We start from the raw sequence: 24,296 nt of genomic DNA on the forward strand, positions 1-24,296 counted from the left end.
TGACGACGAGAACCCATGGCCATTCCCAGCGCTAGTGCCTATAACGCAGACGCCATCGAAGTCCTCTCCGGCCTTGACCCGGTGCGCAAGCGCCCGGGCATGTACACCGACACCAGCCGGCCGAACCACCTGGCCCAGGAAGTGATCGACAACAGTGTCGACGAAGCCCTGGCCGGGCACGCCAAGTCGGTGCAGGTGATCCTCCACGCCGACCATTCCCTGGAAGTGTCCGACGATGGTCGCGGCATGCCGGTGGACATCCACCCTGAAGAGGGCGTGTCCGGGGTCGAGCTGATCCTCACCAAGCTGCACGCGGGTGGCAAGTTCTCGAACAAGAACTACCAGTTCTCCGGCGGCCTGCACGGGGTGGGTATTTCGGTGGTCAACGCCTTGTCCAGCCAGGTGCGGGTCAAGGTCAAGCGCGACGGCAACGAGTACCAGATGACCTTCGCCGATGGCTACAAGGCCACCGAGCTTGAAGTAGTCGGCAGCGTTGGCAAGCGCAACACCGGCACCAGCGTGTACTTCGCCCCGGACCCCAAGTATTTCGATTCGCCGAAATTCTCCATCAGCCGCCTCAAGCACGTGCTCAAGGCCAAGGCTGTGTTGTGCCCGGGGCTGCTGGTCAGCTTCGAAGACAAAGGCACTGGCGAGAAGGTCGAGTGGCATTACGAAGACGGCCTGCGCTCCTATCTGGTCGATTCGGTCAGCGAGTTCCTGCGCCTGCCCGACGAGCCGTTCTGCGGCAGCCTGGCCGGTAACAAGGAGGCGGTCGACTGGGCCCTGCTGTGGCTGCCCGAAGGCGGCGACAGTGTCCAGGAAAGCTACGTCAACCTGATCCCCACGGCCCAGGGCGGTACCCACGTCAACGGTCTGCGCCAGGGCCTGCTCGATGCCATGCGCGAGTTCTGCGAGTTCCGCAACCTGCTGCCGCGCGGCGTCAAGCTGGCGCCGGAAGACGTCTGGGAGCGCATCAGCTTCGTGCTTTCGATGAAAATGCAGGAGCCGCAGTTCTCCGGGCAGACCAAAGAGCGTCTGTCCTCGCGCGAGGCTGCCGCGTTCGTTTCTGGCGTGGTCAAGGATGCCTTCAGCCTGTGGCTCAACGCTCACCCGGAGGTGGGCATGCAGCTGGCGGAGCTGGCGATCAACAACGCCGGCCGGCGCCTGAAGGCGAGCAAGAAGGTCGAGCGCAAGCGCGTCACCCAGGGGCCGGCACTGCCGGGCAAGCTGGCCGACTGCGCCGGCCAGGACCCGATGCGTGCCGAGCTGTTCCTGGTCGAGGGTGACTCGGCCGGCGGTTCGGCCAAGCAGGCGCGGGACAAAGAGTTCCAGGCCATCCTGCCGCTGCGCGGCAAGATCCTCAACACCTGGGAAGTCGATGGCGGCGAAGTCCTGGCCAGCCAGGAAGTGCACAACATTGCCGTGGCCATTGGCGTCGATCCCGGCGCTGCCGACATGAGCCAGTTGCGCTACGGCAAGATCTGCATCCTTGCCGACGCCGACTCCGACGGCCTGCACATCGCCACCTTGCTCTGTGCATTGTTTGTCCAGCACTTCCGCCCGCTGGTCGAAGCCGGCCACGTCTATGTGGCCATGCCACCGCTGTATCGCATCGACCTGGGCAAGGAAATCTACTACGCCCTCGACGAAGCCGAACGCGACGGCATCCTCGACCGCCTGGTGGCCGAGAAGAAGCGCGGCAAGCCGCAGGTCACCCGATTCAAGGGCCTGGGTGAGATGAACCCGCCGCAACTGCGGGAAACCACCATGGACCCGAACACCCGACGCCTGGTCCAGCTGACCCTCGACGACCTGGACGGCACCCGCGAAATCATGGACATGCTGCTGGCCAAGAAGCGCGCCGGCGATCGCAAGAGCTGGCTGGAATCCAAAGGCAACCTGGCCGAGGTCCTGGCTTGATACGTGTGGCCCTGACTGCGGCTCTGGCGCTGTTGACGCTTCCGGCACTGGCCGCGCCGTGGCCGGAGCTCAAGCTGGTTGCCGAACACCCGGTCGAGGGCATGCGTGGCGGCAATCTGTCTGGCCTGAGCGAATGCCGAGGCGGGCTGTGGGCGGTTTCCGACCGCGATGACGAGCTGCTTTACCGCCTGGATACCTCGGCTGCCGTCTGGCAAGCCGAAGCGCTGCACATGGAGGTACCGCCGGTACCGGACAGCGGTTTGCCCTGGGGCTTGCGCTCGCGCACCTGGGCTGCCGCGCAGGTGCGCGGCGGCGAGCTGGACTTCGAAGGCATCAGCTGTGATGCCGCCGGCAACCATTACCTGGTCAGTGAAGCCCATGCGGCCGTGCTGCAGGTGCCAATGGAAGGCGCGCCCAACTGGCTGAAGATCGACCCGAGCATGGTCCGCCAGGCGCGGGCCAGCGGCATGCTGCTGCACTTCAATGCACTGTTCGAAGGCCTGGCGGTGAGCCCGGCCGGCGACCGTATCTGGCTGGCGGCCGAGCGCGAGCGCCGCGGCCTGCTGCTGATCAACCGCCAGCAGACCACCTGGAACTGCGGCAACGGTTGTGTGCTGCTCAGCGAAGCCGGGGTCGAGATGCAGCCGCCGCAGATGCCCAGGCCGCGCCCGGTGTCGCGCGACTTTGCCGACCTGGCCCTGTTCAACGACAAGCTCTTTACCCTGGAGCGCAACGCCTATCGCATTTGCCGGCGTGATGCGCAGACAGCCAAGGTCGAGCGCTGCTGGTCGTTTGCCGCCGATGCCCTGGCCGAACCCCGGCGTTACTCGCAGCCATTCGGCCTGGCCGAGGCGCTGGTGATCGATGACAAGGGCGCCTGGATTGGCCTGGACAACAACGGTGCGACCCGCCAGGACGGCGAATCGCGACCGATTGTCTGGCGCTTTGCCGCGCCGGCCGGCGGCTGGAGTGGCAAATCGTGAGCCAGCCGCCGGGCAAGCGTGCTGGCCGGGTACTGCTGATTCTGGCCTGGGCGGCCGGATTGTTCCTGGCCACGCGCTTTTTCGGCGAATGGGAGCAGCGTCAGGCCAACCCCAATGCCGTGGTCACCTCGCAACACGGCGAGGGTTACATCGAAGTGCAACTGGCCGGCAACGGCCAGGGGCATTTCGTCGCCGATGGCCGGATCAACGGCCAGACGGTACATTTTCTGCTCGATACCGGGGCGACCGACGTGGCGATCCCCGAAGCCCTGGCCGGCAAGCTAGGCCTGGAGCGCGGCGCGCCGGTGATGTTGAGCACCGCCAATGGCCGCACCCAGGGCTACCGCACGCGCCTGGACCAGCTGCAGCTGGGCGATATCCTCCTGCGCAATGTGCGCGCGCTGGTGGTGCCGGGGCTCGATGGCGAACAGGTTTTACTGGGCATGAGTGCCCTGAAACAACTCGAATTTACCCAGCGTGGCGGCACCTTGCTGCTGCGCCAGAACCTGAAATGATGAGGCCCGCATGAGCGACTCCCTTGATCTCAGCCTCGATGGCGTAGAGCGCCGGTCACTGGCTGACTTCACCGAACAGGCCTACCTCAACTACTCCATGTACGTGATCATGGACCGCGCCTTGCCGCATATCGGCGACGGCCTGAAGCCGGTGCAACGGCGCATCGTCTATGCCATGAGCGAACTGGGCCTGGACGCCGACTCCAAGCACAAGAAGTCGGCGCGTACCGTCGGTGACGTGCTCGGCAAGTTCCACCCCCATGGCGACTCGGCCTGCTATGAAGCCATGGTGCTGATGGCGCAGCCGTTCAGCTACCGCTACACCCTGGTCGATGGCCAGGGCAACTGGGGGGCGCCGGATGATCCGAAGTCCTTCGCCGCCATGCGCTACACCGAGGCGCGCCTGTCGCGCTACTCCGAAGTACTGCTCAGCGAGCTGGGCCAGGGCACTGCGGACTGGGTGCCGAACTTCGACGGCACCCTCGATGAGCCTGCGGTGCTGCCGGCGCGCCTGCCGAACATCCTGCTCAACGGCACCACCGGTATCGCCGTGGGCATGGCCACCGACGTGCCGCCACACAACCTGCGCGAAGTCGCCTCGGCCTGCGTACGCCTGCTCGATGAGCCCAAGGCCACGGTCGAGCAGCTCTGCGAGCATATCCAGGGCCCGGACTACCCGACCGAAGCCGAGATCATCACCCCGCGTGCCGAACTGCTGAAAATCTACGAAAGTGGCCGTGGTTCGGTGCGCATGCGCGCGGTTTACCGCATTGAGGACGGCGATATCGTCGTTACCGCGTTGCCGCACCAGGTCTCCGGGGCCAAGGTGCTGGAGCAGATCGCCGCGCAGATGCAGGCCAAGAAGCTGCCGATGGTCGCCGACCTGCGCGACGAGTCGGACCACGAGAACCCGTGCCGCATCGTCATCATCGCCCGCTCCAACCGGGTTGACCTCGACGAGCTGATGCAGCACCTGTTCGCTACCACCGATCTTGAGTCCAGCTACCGGGTCAACGTCAACATCATCGGCCTGGATGGCCGCCCGCAGCTGAAAAACCTGCGGGCGCTGCTGGTCGAATGGCTGGAATTCCGCGTGCAGACGGTGCGCCGCCGGCTGAAGTTCCGCCTCGACAAGGTCGAGCGCCGCCTGCACCTGCTCGAAGGCCTGTTGGTAGCCTTCCTCAACCTGGATGAAGTTATCCACATCATCCGCACCGAGGACCAGCCGAAAGCTGCGCTGATTGCCCGCTTCGACCTTACTGAAACCCAGGCCGAGTACATCCTCGAGACCCGCCTGCGCCAACTGGCGCGCCTGGAAGAGATGAAGATCCGCAACGAGCAGGACGAACTGGCCAAGGAACAAGCCAAGCTGATTGCCCTGCTGGGCAGCGAAACCAAGCTGCGCAAGCTGGTGCGTGCCGAGCTGATCAAGGATGCCGAAACCTACGGCGACGACCGCCGCTCGCCAATCGTCGCCCGTGCCGAAGCCAAGGCCCTGTCGGAAAACGAGCTGATGCCGACCGAACCGGTCACCGTGGTGCTCTCGGAGAAGGGCTGGGTGCGTTGCGCCAAGGGCCACGATATCGACGCCACGGGCCTTTCCTACAAGGCTGGCGATGGCTTCAAGGCCGCCGCTGCCGGGCGCTCGAACCAGTTTGCCGTGCTGATCGACTCCACCGGCCGCAGCTACTCGCTGGCCGCCCACACCTTGCCATCGGCCCGGGGCCAGGGCGAGCCGTTGACCGGCCGTCTGACGCCGCCACCGGGCGCAAGCTTCGACTGCGTGCTGCTGCCCGAAGATGACGCCCTGTATGTGATCGCCTCCGACGCCGGTTACGGCTTCGTGGTCAAGGGCGAGGACCTGCAGGCCAAGAACAAGGCCGGTAAAGCCCTGCTCAGCCTGCCCAACGGTGCCAAGGTCATTGCCCCGCGCCCGGTCGCCGATCGCGAGCACAACTGGCTGGCGGCGGTGACCACCGAAGGCCGCCTGCTGATCTTCAAGGTCAGCGACCTGCCGCAACTGGGCAAGGGCAAGGGCAACAAGATCATCGGCATCCCGGGTGACCGGGTGGCCTCGCGTGAAGAATTTGTCACTGATCTGGCGGTCATTCCCGACGGCGCGACCCTTGTATTGCAGGCCGGCAAGCGTACCCTGTCTCTGAAGGCCGACGACCTTGAGCATTACAAGGGCGAACGTGGGCGCCGGGGCAACAAATTGCCCCGTGGCTTCCAGCGGGTTGACGCGCTGTTGGTCGAAATTCCCGGATAAGCCGGGTTAGACAGCCTGAACGGGTATTTTCGTGCCCGTTCGCGGTTGAAACACTGGAGTCGAGCCGCTATTTCGCGGATGATAGGCCCCTTGCGGTACCAGCGTGGCTGTGTATCCGAACGAATCTATATGAGTATCACTGCGGTTTGCCTTGTGGCGACCGCCTGGATGGGATGATGAAATTTCTGCGCCTTCCGTTGGTTCTGCTGTGTGGCGTGCTCGGACTGGCTGGTTGCAGCATGCACCAACCGGTATCCCTGTATCAGCTCGACAGCGGTGAGCCTGGCCAACCCAAGCAAAGCGCGGGTATGGCAGTGGTTCTCGGCCCAGTGTCGATTGCCGACTACCTGCAACGCGAAACCCTGCTGCAACGCCAGGCCGATGGCAGCCTGACTGCTGCCACCGATGGCCGCTGGGCCGGTAGCCTGTCGGCCGACATCGACCAGTTGCTGGTCCGTCAGCTGGCCTGGCGTCTGGACAGCCAACGTGTGGTCCTGGCCCCGGCCAGCACCGGTTTCACCCCGGATGTACAAGTGCTGCTGTCGATTACCCGCCTGGACTCCGGCACCAACCAGCCAGCGATTCTCGACGCCCAGTGGCGCCTGCTCGATCGCCGTGGCCAGGTCCGTGACAACCGCATCGTGCACCTGGAGCAGCAGCACCAGGGTAGCGAGAGCGCCCAGGTACAAGCCCAGGGCCAGTTGCTGCAAAAGCTCGCCGAGCAGTTGAGCATTGCCTTGAAGCCGCTGGCCAACCAGCCGGCAGTGGTGGAAGAACAACAACCGAAGAAAGCTGCACCGGTACAAGTGCGCAAAGAGCCGGAAAAGCCGAAGATCCCGTTGGCTACGCCGATTCGTACCGACCTGGAAGTGTTCCGCTTCTAAATCGAGGACTTACAAGAAGCCCGCAGCGATGCGGGCTTTTTTGTGCCCGTGTGGGAGCCGCGGTGCGACGATCCGACTTGACCCGCGATGCGGCCGGCGCAGGCGACACATCGGGTTGCTAGCGTTTTCGCGGGGCAAGCCCGCTCCTACAGGGCAATAAAAAAGGTTCTTCACGGAATCCCGGGGGCTATGATTCTTGGGTTGGGTTGCGGACTTATCCATTCGGTGTGGCGCCGCTGTTGGCCCCTTCCGCCCTTACGGCGGGTCCCTTTTGTTCTTGGCAAAAGGAAACAAAACCGCTCGCTCCAGCGTAGGGCCGTATGCAGGAGCAAGCGGTTTTGCCTACTTCTTCCCAAGAGAAAAGTAGGCCGCCGTAAAGGCGGAAGGGGCCAACAGCAGCCCCACACTGAATGGATAAACTCGCAGCCTCAACATCCCAACCCGGGATTCCGTGAAGAGCCATAAAAAAGCCCGCATCACTGCGGGCTTTTGCTCTGCCAAGGGGTCAGCTCTTGACCCGGCGCTCATGCATCCGCGCCAGTTGCCGCTCCAGCATCGATGGGTACGGCTCCATCAGACGCTCGACACAGCAAGCGCCTTCGGGGCTGGCGATCGGGCGAATCCGCGCACGCTGACGAACCAGGGCGTCGTCGCTGATCTTGCGCTCGACCAGCAGCAGGTTGCGGCTGTGCTGCGACAGGGCCAGGGCATCCTGGGCTTTTTCGGTCAGCAGCAGGTCGATCTGGCTCAGGCCGTGCAGGTCTTCACCCAGGGCCAGGCCCAGCTGCAGTTGCAGGGTGATGCCGCTGTCGGCCACTTCGATTTGCAGCTCATGGCCCAGGGCACGCAGCAGTTCGCCACAGCAGATGGCATTGGTGAGGTAGTCCTCGCCGCTGTCCTGGCTGTGGAACAACAGCAGGGTGCTGCCGTCGTTGAGGGTGTGCACTTCGCTTTCATACAGTGAGGCTGCCTGGTCGAGGCAGTCGCGGTAGCGTTCCAGCAGCTCGGTCAGGCGCGTGCGCGGCAGGCGTCGCAGTTGCTCCTGGGAGCCCAGTTGCACCGCCAGCACGGCGCTGGCCTGTGGCTCGCGGTTGACCGGGGCTGCCGGGGCAGGGGCGGGGCTGTGGTCCTCGTCGAGCAGGTCGGCGAAGGCGTCATCGCTGTCGTCGTCCGCTACAGGCTTGACCGGTTTGGCGGCTTTGGCCACAGCCGGTTGTTCGTCGAAGCTCGGGTCGCGCAGGTTGCGCACTTCGAACTCCGGCTCATCCTCATCCTCATCGAAGGACTCTTCTTCTTCCGGCTCGATTTCCCGTGGTGGCGGGGCCAGGCGGGTGTGCAGCTGACGCGCCAGGTCGCCGATTTCATCCTGGCGTTCGATGGCCGGGGTGAACTCGTTGATGTCGCGCAGCCAGACCCGCAGCTGCAACAGCGGCGTGGAGATGTAGCGGCCCAGGCGCAGGCTCATGGCTAGCGCCAGGGCCAGCAGGATACCGGCAAGGATGCCCATGCTCTGCAGGCTGATGGTCAGCGGCTGCTGGAACTGGCTCATGTCCAGGCTGATGCGCAGTTGCCCGGCGGTCACGTCCTGGAAGGTGATCTTGGTCTGGTACAGGCCTTCGGCTTCACCCAGCAGGCCGTTTTTCGGGCGCTGGCCGGCTTCGGCGAGGATCCGGTTGTCGACGCTGTAGATCGCTGCATGGGCCACCAGCGGGTTCTTCACCAGGTTGCCCAGCAGCACGTTGAGGCTGAGGATGTCGTTGGACACCAGCAGCTCGGTGGCCGAGGTGGCGGTCTGGGTGGTCAGGCTCTGCCCGAGGGCATCGGCCTGCTCATGCATGGCTTCCTTGAACTGCAGGCCCATCACGCAGGCGTAGATCACCAGCGCCAGTGCCACCAGAAACACGTTATGGCAGGCGATACGCAGCGCCAGCGGTATTCGGCGTTGGCGCAGGGCGTGGAAGATCAGCAGGAAGAAGTTGTCGGTCTTAACGGGCGTGGGCCGGTTCACAGAGCGCGGCTCTTTATGTCGGAGAAGTTGCTGCGCAGTATAGCGAGCGCTCAGGGGCGGGCAAAGTATCGACTGCGCCCGATGGTCAGCGAAAATCGGTAGAATGCGCTTTTTTTCAACGAGTCGGAGCCCGTCTTGCGCGAAATCGTTCTGATTAACATCACCGGTGAAGACCGCCCGGGTCTTACCGCCGCCATCACCGGCGTCCTGGCCCAGGGTGGAGTGAACATCCTCGACATCGGTCAGGCGGTGATTCACGACACCCTGTCCTTTGGCATCCTGGTCGAAATTCCGGATACCGAGAAGGCCTCGTCGGTGCTCAAGAACATCCAGTTTGCGGGTAACGAACTCGACCAGCAGGTGCGGTTTACCCCGGTTTCCGAGGCCGACTACCAGAATTGGGTCGAAGGCCAGGGCAAAGCCCGGCACATCGTCACCCTGCTGACCCGGCGGGTGACTGCCGAGCAACTGCAGCGGGTCAGCTCGATCACCGCCAAGTACGGGCTGAACATCGACCATATCGATCGCCTCTCGGGTCGTGTCGCGCTGGACACCCCGGCCGAGCAGAGCAAGGGCTGCATCGAGTTCTCGGTACGAGGCGAGCCGGCTGATCCGCAAGCCCTGCGCGCCGAGTTCCTCAGCGTCGCCCAGGAGCTGAACGTCGACATCGCCTTCCAGCAGGATTCGTTGTTCCGTCGCAACCGCCGCCTGGCGGTGTTCGACATGGACTCGACGCTGATCGAAGCCGAAGTGATCGACGAGCTGGCCAAGGCTGCCGGGGTCGGTGAGCAGGTATCGGAAATCACCGAGCGGGCCATGCGTGGCGAGCTGGATTTTCGTGCCAGCTTCAAGGAGCGCCTGGCGCTGCTCAAGGGCCTGGACGTTGGCGTGCTGGACCAGATCGGTGCGTCGCTGCGCCTGACTGAAGGCGCCGAGACGCTGTTCGCCGAACTCAAGCGCCTGGGTTACAAGACCGCCATCCTCTCCGGTGGCTTCACCTACTTTGCCAAGCAGCTGCAAGCCAAGCTGGGCATCGACTACGTATTCGCCAACGAGCTGGAAGTGGTCGATGGCAAGGTGACCGGCGTGGCGGTCGAGCCGATCGTCGACGCCCAGCGCAAGGCTGACCTGCTGGGTGAGCTGGCGCGCAAAGAAGGCCTGCAGATGGAGCAGACCATTGCCGTCGGCGATGGCGCCAACGACTTGCCGATGCTGGCGATCGCCGGCCTGGGCGTGGCGTTCCGGGCCAAGCCGCTGGTCAAGCAGTCGGCCAAACAGGCGATCTCGACCCTGGGTCTCGATGGTGTGCTTTACCTGCTGGGTTTTCGCGATCGCGACGCTCGCGCCTGACGGACCTGGCTCCCACAGGTACAAAAAAGCCCGCATCGCTGCGGGCTTTTTCAGTTTCAGGCCTGTGCCGGCAGTGCCAGGCGCTCGCCCATGCTCACCGCAGAGCCGGCGCCGAGCTCTTCGGCCCATTTCACCTGCTCTGGCCCGAACAGCACCACGGCCGTCGAACCGAGTTTGAAACGGCCCAGCTCCGCGCCTTTTTCCAGGTGGATCGGCGCGCGGCTGGCTTCGTCGTAGCGCACCGTCTTCAGTTCACGCTTGGGTGGCGTTACCAGGCCGGCCCAGACGGTTTCGATCGAGGCGACGATCATCGCACCCACCAGTACCACGGCCATCGGCCCGCGCTCGGTGTCGAACAGGCAGACAACGCGCTCGTTGCGGGCGAACAGCTCCGGAACGTTTTCGGCAGTGGTCTGGTTGACCGAGAACAACCGGCCCGGTACGTAGATCATCTCGCGCAAGGTGCCGGCCAGCGGCATGTGCACGCGGTGGTAGTCCTTGGGCGACAGGTAGATGGTCGCGAACTGGCCACCCATGAACGGCGCGGCATTGGCCGGATCGCCACCCAGCAGCTCGAGGGCGCTGAAGCTGTGGCCCTTGGCCTGGAAGATGCGGCCGTGCTCGATAGGGCCGAGCTGGCTAACGGCGCCGTCGGCCGGGCAGAGGATTGCCCCCGGGGTTTCATCCAGCGGACGTGCACCGGGCTTGAGGGCGCGGGTGAAGAAGGCGTTGAAGTGCTCGTAGGCAGTAACGTCTTCGACCAGGGCCTGGGACATGTCCACCTGGTAGCGCTTGGCGAACCAGCTGGTGAAGGCGTTCTTGAACCAGCGCACGCGGCATTCGGCAACGCAGCCGGCCAGGCGCGAGAGCAGGTGGTGGGGCAGCAGGTACTGGCTGATGATAAACAAGCGGGATTTCATTGGGTTTCCTTAAACTTCGACAGGGGTGTCGGGGTGGTTGCCCCATTCGCCCCAGGATCCGGCGTAGGCTTTGACCCGAGGGTAGCCCAGATGCTTGGCCACCAGGTAGGTAAAGCCGGATCGGTGGTGGGTCTGGCAGTGGGTGACCACTTCCTTGTCTTTGCTGATGCCCAGCTGCTCGAGGATCTCGGGCATGTCCTTGCGGATGCGCTGGTGATCGTTCAGGTCCATGCCGGCGGTCCATTCGAAATTGACTGCGCCGGGAATGTGCCCGCCCTTGGCTGCGAGAACTTTCTCGCCGCGGTATTCGGCCGGGCTGCGCGCGTCCCAGATCACCAGGTCGGCAGCGTTGAGGCGGCTTTGCAGGTATTCGCGGGTGGCCGTAGGCTCTTCGTGCAGGGTCAGGTTGACCGTGCCGCTGGCAGCGTCGGGTACTTCAGTGTTGAGGTTGCTCGCTGGCCACGCGTGGACACCGCCGTTGAGGTAGTGGTAACGGGAGTGACCGATTACATCCAGCAACCAGATGAAACGCCCGGCCCAGCCGCCGCCCTCGTCGTCATAGACCACATAGACCGCATTGGCGTTATGGCCGAGCTCGGCGAAGAGTTTTTCCAGGTCGGCCTTGGCCGGCAACAGGCCCGGCGCAGGAGGCTGGCCTAGCTGGGTGCGCTTGAAGTCGACGAAGCGCGCCCCCGGAATATGCCCGCTGGCATAGCGGTTGGGGCTGGTTAGGTCGACCAGGATCAACTCTGGCGCATCCAGGCGGGTTAGCAGGTCTGCCGGCTCGATAACCAGGGGCAGGCCAGAAAAGTCAGTCATCCAGAGTCTCCAGGGCGGAACAGAGGGGGCGATTGTAGCGCATGGCTCAGGCGCTGCGGTTGCTGAAGGCGGTCAGGGCCCGCTCGATGCATTGCGCGGTTTTGCCGAAGGCTTGCACGCTGACGTCCGCCAACGGCTTGCCGCCCTGGTCGGCGACCAGCAGCATCACCACCCGGCCATTGCTCGACAGCGAGCGCAGCAGCACGTGTTCGCTGCGAAACAGGGCGCGCAGGCTGGGCGGCAGCAGGGCTGAGAACTGCGCGTGGTTTTCCGGGGTCAGGCGCAGTTGCGCCGCTTTGCTCAGCAACCGTTGCAGCAGTTTGCTTTGTTCAATCGGCAGCACCAGGCTGGCGGCTTCCGCCGGCAGGCCGGCAATCTGGTGGACGCGCAGCTGGCTCAGGGTCTTGTCGGTCATCAGCAGCATCACCCGCTGCATGCCGCAGGCGACCAGCGCGTCGCGAGCCAACGTCGTCAGGTGGATAGCATTGCTGAACGGGCTGGGCTCGGTCAGCAGCTCCCCGCAGAGTTTGCGCCAGGTGCCCAGGGCCTGGGCCGAAGGCGTTGGCGGGGCGATCTGGCCCTGATGCAGGCGGTGCTGGTGCCATGGCCAGAGCAGCGCCTCGGCCGGGTGGAACAGGCCAGGGCAGGCGTGATGACGGGCGCTGATTGCCGCTTGTTGGTGCACCAGTTGCTGGACATCATCCAGCGGCGTTTGCAGGTAAAGGCTGGTGAGCAGTTGCCAGCGCTGCACATGGGCATTGGTCCAGCCAACCTGCGAGGCCAGGGCCAGGCCGTTGGCCAGCAGCACGGTATTGGCCGGCTGGTTGAACCAGCGGCGCAGGCTTGGTTGATCGTCCAGGCGCTGCTGCTGGTGCAGGCTGTCCTGGTCACGGGCGATGAGGATTGCCTGGGCCAGTAGCCGGCGCTCCTCCTGAAGTAAATGGTAACCGCGCGTTACCCAGTCCGGCAGGCGCCAGTGTTCGGCCAGGGCCTTGCACAGGCTCATGACCCGCACGCCGAACAGCTCTTGTTCCACCCGCAGTGCCGATTCGCCTTTGTGCACCACACGCAGCTCCCACTCATCGAGGAGCTTGGGGTGAGTCAGCGCCAGGGGCCACAGCGGTGACAGAAACAGCAGGCTGCCCCAATGGATTTCCTGCCACAGCCGCGCCAGGCGGCTGGCGAACAGGCCGTTGGCCTGCTGGCTGGCGTGCTGGCTGACCAGCTGCAGCTGACGCAGGGTCGGGGCAATTTCGGCTTCGGGCAGCGCCGGCAGGCGCTCCAGCAGTTCTGCGGTACGCGCCAGCCCCAGGCGGTTGAGGGCGATCTCCAGGCTCTCGGCCGGTTCGCCCAGGCCGGTATTGCTGTGGTGGTTGGCCTCGCGCATGACGCTGAGCACCAGTGCCGGGCTGTCCTGCATCAGTTCGGCGATGTCGCGCAACGAGCGGCGGCTGTCGCCAATGGCGGCTTTGACCCGTTCGTAGCTGGCCAGCGGAACCGGCAGGCGCACGCTATCGAGGAGCTTGACCCAGGCATCGAGTGTTTTTGGTGTTTGACTTGGCACGATGGTTTCAATAGGCATGCTGGAGGTAGGCCGAACTGGCTTTTCGCCTTGACTGACTATAGTCTGGCGCAGTTCTGCCGATAAGTAGAAGAAGAGTTTTTTTAACTTCCGCTCACGACCCTGACCACGACAGTAAGTGCTTTCTATCTATGGCTAAAATTATCGGCATCATCGTCGTATTCGCGAGTGTGCTCGGCGGATATGTACTTTCCCACGGCAAGATTGCGGCCCTGATCCAGCCTTTCGAAGTGCTGATCATCGGTGGTGCTGCTTTCGGTGCGTTCCTCCAGGCCAACCCTGGTTACATGACCATGCATGTAATCAAGAAGTCGCTGAAGATGTTCGGCACGCGCTTTACCCACACCTTCTATATCGAGGTGCTGGGCCTGGTCTACGAGATTCTCAACAAATCCCGTCGCGAAGGCATGATGGCGATCGAAGCCGATATCGAAGACGCCGCTGCCAGCCCGATTTTCGCCAAGTACCCGGCGGTACTGGGTGATGAACGCATGACTGCGTTCATCTGTGACTACCTGCGCATCATGTCCACTGGCAACATGGCCCCGCACGAGCTTGAGGGCCTGTTCGACATGGAACTGCTGAGCATGAAGGAAGAGCTCGAGCACCCGTCCCATGCCGTGACCGGCATCGCCGACGGCATGCCCGGCTTCGGTATCGTTGCCGCGGTACTGGGTATCGTAGTGACCATGGCCTCGCTGGGCGATGGCGACCAGAAGTCGATCGGCCTGCACGTCGGTGCGGCGTTGGTCGGTACCTTCTTCGGTATTCTCGCCGCCTACGGCTTCTTCGGCCCGCTGGCCACTTCCCTGCGCCATGACGCCAAGGAAGAGCTGAACGTCTACGAGGCGATCAAGGCCTCGCTGGTGGCTTCGGCCTCGGGCATGCCGCCATCGCTGGCCGTGGAATTCGGGCGCAAGGTGCTGTTCCCGGCCCACCGCCCGAGCTTCGCCGAGCTGGAACAAGCAGTTCGCGGTCGCTAAGCCATGGAGAACAATCAGCCCATTATCGTCAAGCGCATCAAGCGCTTTGGCGACGGCCACCACGGTGGCGCCTGGAAGATTGCCTTCGCCGACTTCGCTACGGCGATGATGGCGTTCTTCCTGGTGCTGTGGCTGCTGTCGACGGCCACACCGGAGCAGAAGATCGCCATTGCCGGCTACTTCAAGGACCCGATCGGCTTTTCCGAAAGCGGCACGCCGTACATCATCGACCTGGGCGGTTCGCCCCAGCTCGCCCCGGAAAAAACCATCAACCCGGAAGAAAAGTCCGAGCCAACGCCTGAGTCCAGCATCCCGATCGACCAGAATACGGTCGAGAACATGGCCGAGCAGGTTGAGCGCGAGCGCCTCGAGTTGCTCCTGCAGGAGCTGCAGAACAAGGTTGAAGAGAACCCGCAACTGCAGAAGTTCAAGGACCAGATCCTCTTTGAGATCACCCAGGACGGGCTGCGCATCCAGATCATGGATGCCGAGAACCGGCCAATGTTCGACCTTGGCAGCGCGCGCCTGCAGCCGTACTTCGAGGACATCCTGCTGGCCATGGCCGACACCATCAAGGCGGTGCCGAACAAGATCAGCATCAGTGGCCATACCGATGCCAAGCCATACGCCGGCACCGGCGACTTCGGCAACTGGGAACTGTCGGCCAACCGCGCCAATGCCGCACGCCGCGCGCTGGTCGCCGGTGGCTACCCGGATACCCAGGTGGCGCGGGTGGTCGGCTATGCCTCGTCGTCGCTGTTCGACCGGCAAAACCCGCTCAACCCGGTCAACCGTCGGATCGACATCATCGTCCTGACCAAGAAGGCCCAGCGCACCATCGAAGGCGAGCAGACCCAGCCTGCCGCCCCCGAAGCCGGCCAGCCAGGCGCCGCGACTCCGGCTCCAGGGGCGACCCCGGAGCCAGCCCCGGCGGCCGAGCCCGAGCCGATGCAGCCACGGGAGTTGCGCCAGAAGCTGAACATCTTCGAAGACGGTGTATTGAAGATGGACGAAAACAAGCAGTAAGCCTGCTGGCTGAAAAAAAACGCCCGTGCGCAGCGATGCCCACGGGCGTTTTGCTTGGCGCTACAGGCTAAAAGCCGCGGCGGATCTTGGCCTTGAGGTCGGCATGGAAGAAGTCGGCGTTGGAGCGGTTGGTGGCATTGGCCTCGCAGGCTTCGCTGTCGATCGAGCGCTTGAAGGTTTGCTCGTCATGGTAGGCGCGTACGTAGAGGTCGATGTGTTCGCGGTTGGTCATGGTTGGCCACTTCTCCAGATACCCCGGCAGCGTGGCCTCGCCGCACTGGTAAAAGGCTACCCGGCGATTGACTAGAGTGGCGGCGCCAAGCTGGAAGGGCACCCACCAGGCCTCGGCGGTTTCCGGTGCGAGCACGGCAATCAGGTGGGTGCACTGGCTGATGTTGCGGCGGATGATTCCGCTGATGTCGTCGGTGGTCTGCTGGGCCTCGCTGTCGAACAGGTCCAGCTGGGTATTGATGCCTTCAAGCTTGAGCCGCTCATTGATGATGAAGGCGTCCAGGCGTTCGCTGTGGCGATAACTGATAAAGACTGGCATCAGAAGTGCCCTCCCACGCTGGAGGGAGTGGCGTTGATGCGCAATAGCTGAATTGTCATGGTTGATTCCTTTCATACGCAGGGCATGGGGTCGATTCGCTTCATGGCGGCGAATCTTGAAAGGTGACAATCAGCGAAAGTCTTTCGCACAGCAAGGTACGACCAGCAAAGCAGATGCTTCCTGCTTTGCTGGGTAATAAATCCTACGGATGAGTCCTACTTTGAACCGTTTGAGGCCCGTTTCCGGGCCTCAGATGTTTCAGTAAGTGTCTTGCGGCAGGCTGGCGATGATCGAGCGGTAGCTGTTCATCCGTTGCTGCTGCACGCGGCCGTCTTCGAGGGCCTTGAGCAGTGCACAACCCGGCTCGCGGTCGTGCTTGCAGTCGCGAAAGCGGCAGGTGCCGAGCAGGTCGGTGAACTCGATAAAGCCGGCTTCGACATCGGCGCGGCTGACGTGGCCCAGGCCAAATTCGCGGATGCCCGGGGAGTCGATAAGCTCGCCACCACCGGGGAAGTGGTAAAGACGGGCGGTGGTGGTGGTGTGAGTACCCTGGCCGGACCATTCCGACAGATCGCCGACGCGGGTCTGAACCTCGGGCAGCAGGCTGTTGACCAGCGACGACTTGCCAACCCCGGACTGACCGACGAACACGCTGATATGGCCGTCAAGCTGGGCCTGCAGTTGCTCCATGCCGTTGCCGTGGTGCGCCGACACTTCCAGCAACGGGTAGCCAAGCTGGCGGTAAACTGCCAGCAATGCATTGAGCGCCGGAGCGTTCTGCTCGTCGATCAGGTCGGCCTTGTTCAGCAGCAGCAAGGGGCGGATGCCGGCATGCTCGGCCGCGACCAGGTAGCGGTCGATCAGGTTGGCATGGGGTTCCGGCGCCGGGGCGAAGACGATCACGATCAGGTCGACGTTGGCCGCTACCGGTTTGAGCTGGCCACGGCTGTCCGGGCGGCACAGCTCGGTATGGCGCGGCATCTGCGCGACAATCACGCCAATACCCTGGTTGCCGGCGCGCCAGACTACCTTGTCGCCGGTGACCAGCGCCGGCAGGTTGGCCCGCAGGTGGCAACGGAACACCTGGCCGGCAACGTCGCCGTCCTGGGCTTCGACTTCGACCTGCACGCCAAAGTGAGCGATGACCAGGCCCATTTGCTCCGGGCCGAGGTCACCGCCTTCGAGCTCCTTCAGGGTCTGTTGTTCGCGTTTGGCGGCGCGGGCAGCGCGTTCACCCTGGATTTTTTCGATGCGCCAGTTCTGGCGTCGATTGAGCTGGCGTTTGGCCATGAAGGTTCCGTGTTCGGGATGCAATATTTAACCGCGGGGAGTTTAGCACGCTCCACTAGGCTAAACTGCGCACCTACCGAGGAGCAGAATCATGCAGAACCCACAGAACCTGATCTGGATCGACCTGGAAATGACCGGTCTGGATCCGGATCAAGACGTCATTATCGAAATGGCCACCATCGTCACCGACAGCGACCTCAATACCTTGGCCGAAGGCCCGGTGATCGCCATTCACCACAGTGACGAGGTGCTGGCGCGCATGGACGAGTGGAACACCCGCACCCACGGCGCCTCCGGCCTGACCCAGCGGGTCAAGGACAGCCGCGTCAGCATGGCCGAAGCCGAGGCGCAGACCATCGCCTTCCTGGAACAGTGGGTGCCAAAGGGCAAGTCGCCGATCTGCGGCAACAGCATCTGCCAGGACCGCCGCTTCCTCTATCGCCACATGCGCAGCCTGGAAAACTACTTCCACTACCGCAACCTCGACGTCTCGACCCTCAAGGAGCTGGCAGCACGCTGGGCCCCTGAAGTGCGTGACAGCTTCAAGAAGGGCGGCACCCACCTGGCGCTGGACGATATTCGCGAGTCGATCAACGAACTGCGCCACTATCGCCAGCACTTCATCAAGTTCTGATCGCAACGCCGCCGGCTTGTACAGACAATCCGCGCGGCGCCCCCTTTTGGTGCCTGTGGCAACTGGTTAGACTGCGCGCCCCTTTGCACGGATCTGCGCCATGTTGTTGATGCTCTACCTCATTGCTATCACTGCCGAAGCCATGACTGGCGCGCTGTCTGCCGGGCGCCGCGGCATGGACTGGTTCGGCGTGGTGCTGATCGCCTGCATCACCGCCCTGGGCGGTGGTTCGGTGCGCGACGTGCTGCTGGGGCATTACCCGCTGACCTGGGTCAAGCACCCGGAATACTTGGTGCTGACCAGTTTCGCAGCGCTGATGACGATCTTTATCGCGCCTTTGATGCGCCACTTGCGCTCGCTGTTCCTGGTGCTCGATGCCCTGGGGCTGGTGGCCTTTACCCTGATTGGCTGCATGACCGCGCTGGAAATGGGCCAGGGCATGCTGGTGGCGTCGATCAGCGGGGTAATCACCGGGGTGTTCGGCGGGATCCTCCGGGATATCTTCTGTAACGATATTCCGCTGATCTTCCGTCGGGAGCTGTATGCCAGTGTGTCGTTCGCCGCGGCCTGGTTTTACCTGGGCTGCGTGTACTTCAATGTGCCAGGCGAGCAGGCGATTCTGCTGACCCTGTTCGGCGGCTTCCTGCTACGCCTGCTGGCGATTCGCTTCCACTGGGAAATGCCCAAGTTTCATTACAACGACGAGCATTGAAGGCTTAAGCGGCAAGTGCCAAGCCACAAGCTGCAAGTCGAGGCGATCAGCTTGACGCTTGTGGCTTGGCGCTTGCCGCTGCTTTCATGGCGTGCTGCGCCAGCGCCCACTGCACATGCTCACGCACCAGCTCCGACGGAAAATCCTGCCGCGCCTTGAGCGCCTCCAGTACCTGGATGGTCGACGGCGCATTGCCAAGCCCCACCGCCAGGTTGCGCAACCAGCGCTCATAGCCGGCACGGCGCAGCGGCGAGCCTTCAGTGCTGTCGAGGAAGGTCTGTTCATCCCACATGAACAGCTCGGCAAGCCCGGCGCTGTCGAGGTTGTGCCGGGGCTTGAAGTCGTTTTCACCGCTCGGTCGGGCGAAGCGGTTCCATGGGCAGACGATCTGGCAGTCATCGCAGCCAAATACCCGATTGCCGATCAACGGTCGCAGATCTTCCGGGATCGCGCTTTTCAGTTCGATGGTCAGGTACGAGATACAGCGCCGGGCATCCAGCACATAGGGGCCGACAAAGGCCTGGGTCGGGCAGATGTCCAGGCAGGCGCTGCAGCGGCCGCAGTGTTCGCTGGCCTGCGGCGGGTCGACCGGCAGCGGCATGTCGACAAACAGCTCGGCAAGAAAGAAGTAACTGCCGGCCTTGCGGTTGAGCAGCAGGGTGTTCTTGCCGATCCAGCCCAGGCCAGCCTGCTCGGCAATGGCCTTTTCCAGCACCGGGGCGCTGTCGACGAAGGCCCGGAAGCCGAACGGGCCGATATCCTTCTGGATGCGCTCGGCCAGGTGCTGCACGCGTTTGCGCACCAGCTTGTGGTAGTCGCGACCCAGGGCGTAGCGGGAGATGTAGGCTTTTTCTGGATGCGCCAGCTGCTGGGCCATGCGCGTGTCGCCCGGCAGGTAGTCCATGCGCAGCGACACCACGCGCAAGGTGCCGGGCACCAGCTCATCGGGGTGCGAGCGCTTGCTGCCGTGGGCGCCCATGTAATCCATTTCGCCGTGGTAGCCCGCCTCGAGCCAGCGTTCCAGATGTTTTTCATGCTCGCCCAGGTCCACCCCGGTGATGCCGACATGGGCAAAACCGAGCTCTCGGCCCCAATCCTTGATCGATTGGGCCAGCGCAGGTAGATCGGGGGCAGAAGCAGACATGGGAATAAGGCAATACGGACTCAGGTGCGTATAATTCTGCCAGACATCAGAGCCTTTGACCCATGCCTCAGACCAAACACCCCGCAAACGAGCCCCATCGGCTCACCAGCGTCACCCTTGCGCCCTTGGCGCCACGTTCTGCTGACGCCCATAAGGGCGACTTCGGCCATGTGCTGGTGGTGGGTGGTGATCGCGGCACTGGCGGCGCGGTGCTGCTCAGCGCCGAAGCGGCGTTGCGCTGCGGCGCCGGTCTGGTATCGCTGGTCAGCCGGCCTGAGCATGTGCCTGCGGCCATGGCCCGCCTGCCCGAGGTGATGAGCCTGGGCGTGCATTCGGCCAACCAGCTGATGGCGCCGATCGAGCGGGCCTCGGTGCTGGTGGCAGGTCCAGGCCTGGGCCAGGCGGCCTGGGGGCGCAGCTTGTTGTCGGCGGTGGCCAGCAGCCCACTGCCTCAAGTGTGGGACGCCGATGCCCTCAACCTGCTGGCGCGCCAACCCTTGCCGCTGCCCAAGGGCAGCATCATTACCCCGCACCCGGGCGAGGCTGCGCGCCTGCTCGGTGTATCGACCGAAGCGGTACAGGCCGACCGGCCCGGGGCGGCGCGCAAACTCGCGCGCAAATACGCGGTCGTATGCGTGCTCAAAGGCGCCGGCACCCTGGTCGCCGATCCGGCCGGGCAGTTGGCGCTGTGCTCGCGTGGTCATCCGGCCATGGCCGGCGCCGGTCTGGGCGATGTGCTCAGCGGCGTGCTCGGCGCTTTGCTGGCCCAGGGCATGTCGGCCTGGGACGCGGCCTGTCTGGGCGTCTGGCTGCATGCCTGCGCCGGCGAGCGCCTAGGCGCGCAGGGCCGTGGCCTGGCCGCCAGCGACATGGTCCCGGCAATTCGTCAGTTATTGGAGGAACATTCAGCGTGTCTGGCATAACCCTGTTTTTGGCCGATGAAGAGGCCATGGTGAATTTGGGCAAGCGTATTGCCGAAGTGACCAAAGGCCACGGCGTGATTTTTCTTGAAGGGGACCTGGGGGCCGGCAAGACCACCCTGTCGCGGGGCATTATTCGCGGCCTTGGGCACCAAGGTGCGGTAAAAAGTCCTACCTTTACTGTGGTTGAACCGTACGAGATTGGTGATGTTCGTGCCTTCCACTTCGACCTTTATCGCCTGGTCGATCCGGAGGAGCTGGAATTCATGGGCATCCGCGATTATTTCGAAGGTGACGCCTTGTGCCTGTTCGAGTGGCCGCAAAAAGGGGCAGGCATTTTGCCAAAGCCCGACCTGACCATTACCATAAGCCCCCAGGCGGGCGGTCGTTCGCTCAACCTGTCGCCGCAGGGGGCACGTGGCGAAGCCTGGTGTGCCGCTCTGGCCTTGGAATTCAAATAGAAAATGGGGATAGGTATGCGCATTCGCGCACTGGTTTCTGTCGTAGGACTGCTGCTTACGGTAGTGACCGTTAACGCTCTGGCCGTCACGCAAGTCAAAAGTGTGCGTTTATGGCGAGCGCCCGATAACACACGGCTGGTCTTCGACCTCTCGGGCCCTGTGCAGCACAGCGTGTTTACCTTGACCGCCCCGGACCGCCTGGTGATCGACATAAATGGCGCGACCCTGGCTGCGCCGTTGTCGGTGTCCACCTCCAATACCCCGATTACCAGCGTGCGCTCGGCCCAGCGTACGCCGACCGACCTGCGCGTGGTGGTCGACCTGAAAAAGTCGGTGACGCCCAAGAGCTTCACCCTGGCGCCCAATGCCCAGTACGGTAACCGCCTGGTAGTCGACTTGTTCGACCAGGAAGCCGATGCCGCGCCGCCACCGCCCACACCGCCGGTGGCAACCACCCCTGCGGTACCGGTCACGCCGGCGCAACCGGCGATCAAGCTGACCCCGGTGCCCAATGGCAAACGTGACATCGTCATCGCCATCGATGCCGGTCACGGCGGTGAAGACCCGGGTGCCTCCGGTTCGCGCGGCCAGCATGAAAAAGACATCGTCCTGGCCATCGCCAAGGAACTGCAGCGCCAGATCAACACCGAGAAGGGCTTTCGCGCCGAGCTGACCCGTACCGGCGATTACTTCATCCCGCTGCGCAAACGCACCGAGATTGCCCGCAAGAAGGGCGCCGACCTGTTCATCTCGATCCACGCCGACGCCGCACCGTCCAAGGCCGCCTTCGGTGCCTCGGTGTTCGCCCTGTCCGATCGCGGCGCTACCTCGGAAACCGCACGCTGGCTGGCCGATAGCGAAAACCGCTCCGACCTGATCGGTGGCGCCGGTAACGTCAGTCTCGATGACAAGGACCGCATGCTCGCCGGCGTGCTGCTTGATCTGTCGATGACCGCTTCGTTGAGCTCCAGCCTCAATGTCGGCCAGAAGGTTTTGGGCAACATGGGCCGCATCACCCCGCTGCACAAGCAGCGCGTCGAGCAGGCCGGGTTCATGGTGCTGAAATCGCCGGACATCCCGTCGATCCTGGTGGAAACCGGCTTTATCTCCAACGCCAACGAGGCGGCCAAGCTGGCCACCCCAAGCCACCAGCAGTCGCTGGCGCGTTCGATTCACAGTGGCGTACGTCAGTTCTTCCAGCAGAACCCGCCGCCGGGCACCTATGTGGCCTGGTTGCGTGACAGCGGCAAGATCGCCCAGGGCCCGCGCGAGCACTCGGTGCGCCCGGGCGAGACCCTGGCGATGATCGCCGTGCGTTATCAGGTCAGCGTCGCCAGCCTGCGCAGTGCCAACAGCCTGAAGACCGATGAACTGAAAGTCGGCCAGCACCTGAACATCCCGACCACGGCACTGGCGGCCCAGCAATGAGCAGCAGTGCCCGGATCGAGCTGCTCAGCCCGCGGCTGGCCAACCAGATTGCCGCCGGTGAGGTGGTCGAACGCCCGGCCTCGGTGATCAAGGAACTGCTGGAAAACAGCCTCGATTCCGGTGCCAAGCGCATCGATGTAGAGGTTGAGCAGGGCGGCGTCAAGCTGCTGCGCGTTCGCGACGACGGTGGTGGTATCGCTGCCGACGACTTGCCGCTGGCCCTGGCCCGCCACGCCACCAGCAAGATCCGCGACCTGGAAGACCTTGAGCGGGTCATGAGCCTGGGTTTTCGCGGTGAAGCGCTGGCGTCGATCAGCTCGGTCGCTCGCCTGACCCTGACTTCGCGTACCCGCGACGCCGAACAGGCCTGGCAGGTGGAAACCGAAGGCCGCGACATGGCCCCGCGGGTGCAGCCGGCGGCGCATCCGGTCGGTACCTCGGTGGAAGTGCGTGACCTGTTCTTCAATACCCCGGCACGGCGCAAGTTCCTCAAGACCGAGAAAACCGAATTCGATCACCTGCAGGAAGTGATCCGCCGCCTGGCGCTGGCGCGCTTCGACGTCGGCTTTCACCTGCGCCACAACGGCAAGAGCATCCTCAGCCTGCATGAAGCCCATGACGATACCGCGCGCGCTCGCCGTGTCGCGGCAATCTGCGGCCCGGGTTTCCTCGAGCAGGCACTGCCGATCGAGGTCGAGCGCAACGGCCTGCACCTGTGGGGCTGGGTCGGGTTGCCGACCTTCTCGCGCAGCCAGGCTGATCTGCAGTACTTCTTCGTCAACGGCCGCGCGGTGCGCGACAAGCTGGTCGCCCACGCCGTGCGCCAGGCCTACCGTGATGTGCTGTTCAACGGCCGGCACCCGACTTTCGTGCTGTTTTTCGAGGTCGACCCTACCGGTGTCGACGTCAACGTGCACCCGACCAAGCACGAAGTACGCTTTCGTGACGGGCGCATGGTCCATGACTTTCTGTACGGCACCCTGCACCGCGCCCTGGCCGATGTACGCCCGGAAGACCAACTGGCCGCGCCCGCTGCCAGCAGCGAGATCGTCCGCCCGAGCGGTATTCAGGCCGGTGAATTCGGCCCCCAGGGCGAGATGCGCCTGGCCGCCAATCTGCTGGAGCAGCCGCCCGCTGAACCGGGCCTGCGCCCGTCCGTGGGCAGCAATGGCAGTGGCGCCGGTTATCAATACCAGTACACGCCAAGGCCGACCCAGGCCTTGCCTGCGGCCGAGGCCCAGGGTGTGTACCGGGAATTTTTCGCGCCGCTGGCCGAGGCAGCACCGCCAGCCTTGCCCGAAGGCCAGGGCGACATCCCGCCGCTGGGCTATGCCCTGGCCCAGCTCAAGGGCATCTATATCCTGGCTGAAAACGCCGTCGGCCTGGTGCTGGTGGACATGCATGCCGCCCATGAGCGGATCATGTACGAGCGCCTCAAGGTGGCCATGGCCAGCGAAGGCCTCAGCGGCCAGCCGCTGCTGGTGCCCGAATCCCTGGCCTTGAGCCAGCGCGAAGCCGATTGCGCCGAAGAGCACGCCGAGTGGTTCCAGCGCCTGGGCTTCGAGTTGCAGCGCCTGGGCCCGGAAAGCCTGGCGATACGGCAGATTCCGGCGCTGCTCAAGCAGGCCGAGGCCAACCGCCTGGTCCAGGACGTACTGGCCGACCTGATGGAGTACGGCACCAGCGACCGCATTCAGGCACACCTGAACGAACTGCTCGGAACCATGGCCTGCCACGGCGCCATCCGCGCCAACCGGCGCCTGGCCATCGCTGAAATGAACGGCCTGCTGCGCGATATGGAAAACACCGAGCGTAGCGGTCAATGTAACCATGGCAGGCCGACCTGGACCCAGATGGGCCTGGACGATCTGGACAAACTGTTCTTGCGCGGTCGATGA

21 protein-coding genes are annotated in these 24,296 nt (G+C 63.8%); 14 read left to right on the plus strand and 7 right to left on the minus strand.

Going from position 1 to position 24,296, the window contains the following annotated elements; translation table 11 throughout:
- Window positions 1-15: 15 nt before the first annotated feature.
- The 5 genes from parE to LOY22_RS02345 all read left to right on the plus strand — a co-directional run bounded on the left by parE (window position 16) and on the right by LOY22_RS02345 (window position 6,571).
- Window positions 16-1,920, plus strand: coding sequence for a DNA topoisomerase IV subunit B (gene parE / locus LOY22_RS02325; protein WP_045193757.1), 1,905 nt, complete (start codon window positions 16-18; stop codon window positions 1,918-1,920).
- A complete protein-coding gene (locus tag LOY22_RS02330) occupies window positions 1,917-2,903 on the plus strand; it encodes an esterase-like activity of phytase family protein (RefSeq protein WP_045193756.1) in 987 nt (328 codons plus the stop codon). Before parE ends, LOY22_RS02330 begins: the two co-directional genes overlap by 4 nt.
- Window positions 2,900-3,418 carry a TIGR02281 family clan AA aspartic protease gene (locus LOY22_RS02335; RefSeq protein WP_045193755.1) on the plus strand — a complete coding sequence of 173 codons (519 nt, stop codon included), beginning with the start codon at window positions 2,900-2,902 and terminating at the stop codon, window positions 3,416-3,418. Before LOY22_RS02330 ends, LOY22_RS02335 begins: the two co-directional genes overlap by 4 nt.
- Window positions 3,419-3,428: 10 nt before the next feature.
- A complete protein-coding gene (parC, locus tag LOY22_RS02340; RefSeq protein WP_045193754.1) occupies window positions 3,429-5,687 on the plus strand; it encodes a DNA topoisomerase IV subunit A in 2,259 nt (752 codons plus the stop codon).
- A 176-nt stretch (window positions 5,688-5,863) separates the two neighbouring features.
- The gene (locus LOY22_RS02345; protein ID WP_045193753.1) at window positions 5,864-6,571 is read left to right on the plus strand and encodes a membrane integrity-associated transporter subunit PqiC; all 708 of its coding nucleotides are present in this window, start codon (window positions 5,864-5,866) and stop codon (window positions 6,569-6,571) included.
- A 505-nt stretch (window positions 6,572-7,076) separates the two neighbouring features.
- On the opposite strand, the gene LOY22_RS02350 is transcribed toward LOY22_RS02345, so the two are convergent.
- Window positions 7,077-8,579: a histidine kinase gene (locus tag LOY22_RS02350; protein WP_258596093.1), complete on the minus strand. Its 1,503-nt coding sequence runs from the start codon at window positions 8,577-8,579 to the stop codon at window positions 7,077-7,079.
- A gap of 135 nt (window positions 8,580-8,714) precedes the next feature.
- Here LOY22_RS02350 and serB point away from each other — a divergent pair, with 135 nt between their 5' ends.
- Complete coding sequence (gene serB / locus LOY22_RS02355) at window positions 8,715-9,929, plus strand: phosphoserine phosphatase SerB (RefSeq protein ID WP_045193750.1); 1,215 nt, start codon at window positions 8,715-8,717, stop codon at window positions 9,927-9,929.
- Window positions 9,930-9,985: 56 nt separating this feature from the next.
- Here the strand turns inward: serB and asd are convergent, their stop codons facing one another.
- The 3 genes from asd to LOY22_RS02370 are packed head-to-tail and all read right to left on the minus strand — an operon-like array spanning window position 9,986 to window position 13,250.
- The gene (asd, locus tag LOY22_RS02360) at window positions 9,986-10,849 is read right to left on the minus strand and encodes an archaetidylserine decarboxylase (RefSeq protein ID WP_045193749.1); all 864 of its coding nucleotides are present in this window, start codon (window positions 10,847-10,849) and stop codon (window positions 9,986-9,988) included.
- A 9-nt stretch (window positions 10,850-10,858) separates the two neighbouring features.
- Window positions 10,859-11,668 (minus strand): rhodanese-like domain-containing protein, encoded by an 810-nt coding sequence (locus LOY22_RS02365; protein WP_093376749.1) that lies wholly within the window; start codon window positions 11,666-11,668, stop codon window positions 10,859-10,861.
- Window positions 11,669-11,714: 46 nt separating this feature from the next.
- On the minus strand, window positions 11,715-13,250 hold the full coding sequence (locus LOY22_RS02370; protein ID WP_258596102.1) for an HDOD domain-containing protein: 1,536 nt from the start codon (window positions 13,248-13,250) through the stop codon (window positions 11,715-11,717).
- A 131-nt stretch (window positions 13,251-13,381) separates the two neighbouring features.
- Between LOY22_RS02370 and motA the strand changes: the two genes are divergently transcribed.
- Together motA and motB are read left to right on the plus strand one after the other, a co-directional pair.
- Window positions 13,382-14,233, plus strand: coding sequence for a flagellar motor stator protein MotA (motA, locus tag LOY22_RS02375; RefSeq protein ID WP_038997459.1), 852 nt, complete (start codon window positions 13,382-13,384; stop codon window positions 14,231-14,233).
- A 3-nt stretch (window positions 14,234-14,236) separates the two neighbouring features.
- Window positions 14,237-15,259: a flagellar motor protein MotB gene (motB, locus tag LOY22_RS02380; protein ID WP_258596104.1), complete on the plus strand. Its 1,023-nt coding sequence runs from the start codon at window positions 14,237-14,239 to the stop codon at window positions 15,257-15,259.
- 67 nt (window positions 15,260-15,326) lie between these two features.
- On the opposite strand, the gene LOY22_RS02385 is transcribed toward motB, so the two are convergent.
- Window positions 15,327-15,809: a TIR domain-containing protein gene (locus LOY22_RS02385; RefSeq protein WP_045193744.1), complete on the minus strand. Its 483-nt coding sequence runs from the start codon at window positions 15,807-15,809 to the stop codon at window positions 15,327-15,329.
- A 258-nt stretch (window positions 15,810-16,067) separates the two neighbouring features.
- Window positions 16,068-17,099 carry a small ribosomal subunit biogenesis GTPase RsgA gene (gene rsgA, locus LOY22_RS02390; RefSeq protein WP_093376733.1) on the minus strand — a complete coding sequence of 344 codons (1,032 nt, stop codon included), beginning with the start codon at window positions 17,097-17,099 and terminating at the stop codon, window positions 16,068-16,070.
- A gap of 91 nt (window positions 17,100-17,190) precedes the next feature.
- On the opposite strand from rsgA, the gene orn reads away from it, so the two are divergent.
- Together orn and LOY22_RS02400 are read left to right on the plus strand one after the other, a co-directional pair.
- Complete coding sequence (gene orn, locus LOY22_RS02395) at window positions 17,191-17,733, plus strand: oligoribonuclease (protein ID WP_045193742.1); 543 nt, start codon at window positions 17,191-17,193, stop codon at window positions 17,731-17,733.
- A 100-nt stretch (window positions 17,734-17,833) separates the two neighbouring features.
- Window positions 17,834-18,445, plus strand: coding sequence for a trimeric intracellular cation channel family protein (locus LOY22_RS02400; protein WP_038997454.1), 612 nt, complete (start codon window positions 17,834-17,836; stop codon window positions 18,443-18,445).
- A gap of 46 nt (window positions 18,446-18,491) precedes the next feature.
- Here LOY22_RS02400 and queG read toward each other — a convergent pair whose 3' ends face one another.
- On the minus strand, window positions 18,492-19,589 hold the full coding sequence (gene queG / locus LOY22_RS02405) for a tRNA epoxyqueuosine(34) reductase QueG (protein ID WP_258596114.1): 1,098 nt from the start codon (window positions 19,587-19,589) through the stop codon (window positions 18,492-18,494).
- Between the two features lie 62 nt (window positions 19,590-19,651).
- On the opposite strand from queG, the gene LOY22_RS02410 reads away from it, so the two are divergent.
- Genes LOY22_RS02410 through mutL form a run of 4 tightly spaced genes read left to right on the plus strand, consistent with a single transcriptional unit; the run spans window position 19,652 to window position 24,296 of the window.
- Window positions 19,652-20,512: an NAD(P)H-hydrate dehydratase gene (locus LOY22_RS02410; RefSeq protein ID WP_258596116.1), complete on the plus strand. Its 861-nt coding sequence runs from the start codon at window positions 19,652-19,654 to the stop codon at window positions 20,510-20,512.
- The gene (gene tsaE, locus LOY22_RS02415; RefSeq protein ID WP_045193739.1) at window positions 20,500-20,970 is read left to right on the plus strand and encodes a tRNA (adenosine(37)-N6)-threonylcarbamoyltransferase complex ATPase subunit type 1 TsaE; all 471 of its coding nucleotides are present in this window, start codon (window positions 20,500-20,502) and stop codon (window positions 20,968-20,970) included. The genes LOY22_RS02410 and tsaE overlap by 13 nt, the downstream gene beginning before the upstream one ends.
- Window positions 20,971-20,973: 3 nt before the next feature.
- Complete coding sequence (locus tag LOY22_RS02420; RefSeq protein WP_213602626.1) at window positions 20,974-22,398, plus strand: N-acetylmuramoyl-L-alanine amidase; 1,425 nt, start codon at window positions 20,974-20,976, stop codon at window positions 22,396-22,398.
- Window positions 22,395-24,296, plus strand: coding sequence for a DNA mismatch repair endonuclease MutL (mutL, locus tag LOY22_RS02425; protein ID WP_045193737.1), 1,902 nt, complete (start codon window positions 22,395-22,397; stop codon window positions 24,294-24,296). The genes LOY22_RS02420 and mutL overlap by 4 nt, the downstream gene beginning before the upstream one ends.

The organism is Pseudomonas sp. B21-035 (genome assembly GCF_024748945.1).
GTDB lineage: Bacteria > Pseudomonadota > Gammaproteobacteria > Pseudomonadales > Pseudomonadaceae > Aquipseudomonas.

Bases quoted from the DNA above. Each gene is read 5' to 3' on its own strand.
- mutL (WP_045193737.1), top strand. From the start codon at position 22,395: ATGAGCAGCAGTGCCCGGATCGAGCTGCTCAGCCCGCGGCTGGCCAAC.
- LOY22_RS02385 (WP_045193744.1), bottom strand. From the start codon at position 15,809: ATGCCAGTCTTTATCAGTTATCGCCACAGCGAACGCCTGGACGCCTTC.
- motB (WP_258596104.1), top strand. From the start codon at position 14,237: ATGGAGAACAATCAGCCCATTATCGTCAAGCGCATCAAGCGCTTTGGC.
- queG (WP_258596114.1), bottom strand. From the start codon at position 19,589: ATGTCTGCTTCTGCCCCCGATCTACCTGCGCTGGCCCAATCGATCAAG.
- rsgA (WP_093376733.1), bottom strand. From the start codon at position 17,099: ATGGCCAAACGCCAGCTCAATCGACGCCAGAACTGGCGCATCGAAAAA.
- motA (WP_038997459.1), top strand. From the start codon at position 13,382: ATGGCTAAAATTATCGGCATCATCGTCGTATTCGCGAGTGTGCTCGGC.
- LOY22_RS02410 (WP_258596116.1), top strand. From the start codon at position 19,652: ATGCCTCAGACCAAACACCCCGCAAACGAGCCCCATCGGCTCACCAGC.
- parC (WP_045193754.1), top strand. From the start codon at position 3,429: ATGAGCGACTCCCTTGATCTCAGCCTCGATGGCGTAGAGCGCCGGTCA.
- LOY22_RS02345 (WP_045193753.1), top strand. From the start codon at position 5,864: ATGAAATTTCTGCGCCTTCCGTTGGTTCTGCTGTGTGGCGTGCTCGGA.
- LOY22_RS02365 (WP_093376749.1), bottom strand. From the start codon at position 11,668: ATGACTGACTTTTCTGGCCTGCCCCTGGTTATCGAGCCGGCAGACCTG.
- LOY22_RS02420 (WP_213602626.1), top strand. From the start codon at position 20,974: ATGGGGATAGGTATGCGCATTCGCGCACTGGTTTCTGTCGTAGGACTG.
- LOY22_RS02400 (WP_038997454.1), top strand. From the start codon at position 17,834: ATGTTGTTGATGCTCTACCTCATTGCTATCACTGCCGAAGCCATGACT.
- orn (WP_045193742.1), top strand. From the start codon at position 17,191: ATGCAGAACCCACAGAACCTGATCTGGATCGACCTGGAAATGACCGGT.
- parE (WP_045193757.1), top strand. From the start codon at position 16: ATGGCCATTCCCAGCGCTAGTGCCTATAACGCAGACGCCATCGAAGTC.
- LOY22_RS02370 (WP_258596102.1), bottom strand. From the start codon at position 13,250: ATGCCTATTGAAACCATCGTGCCAAGTCAAACACCAAAAACACTCGAT.
- asd (WP_045193749.1), bottom strand. From the start codon at position 10,849: ATGAAATCCCGCTTGTTTATCATCAGCCAGTACCTGCTGCCCCACCAC.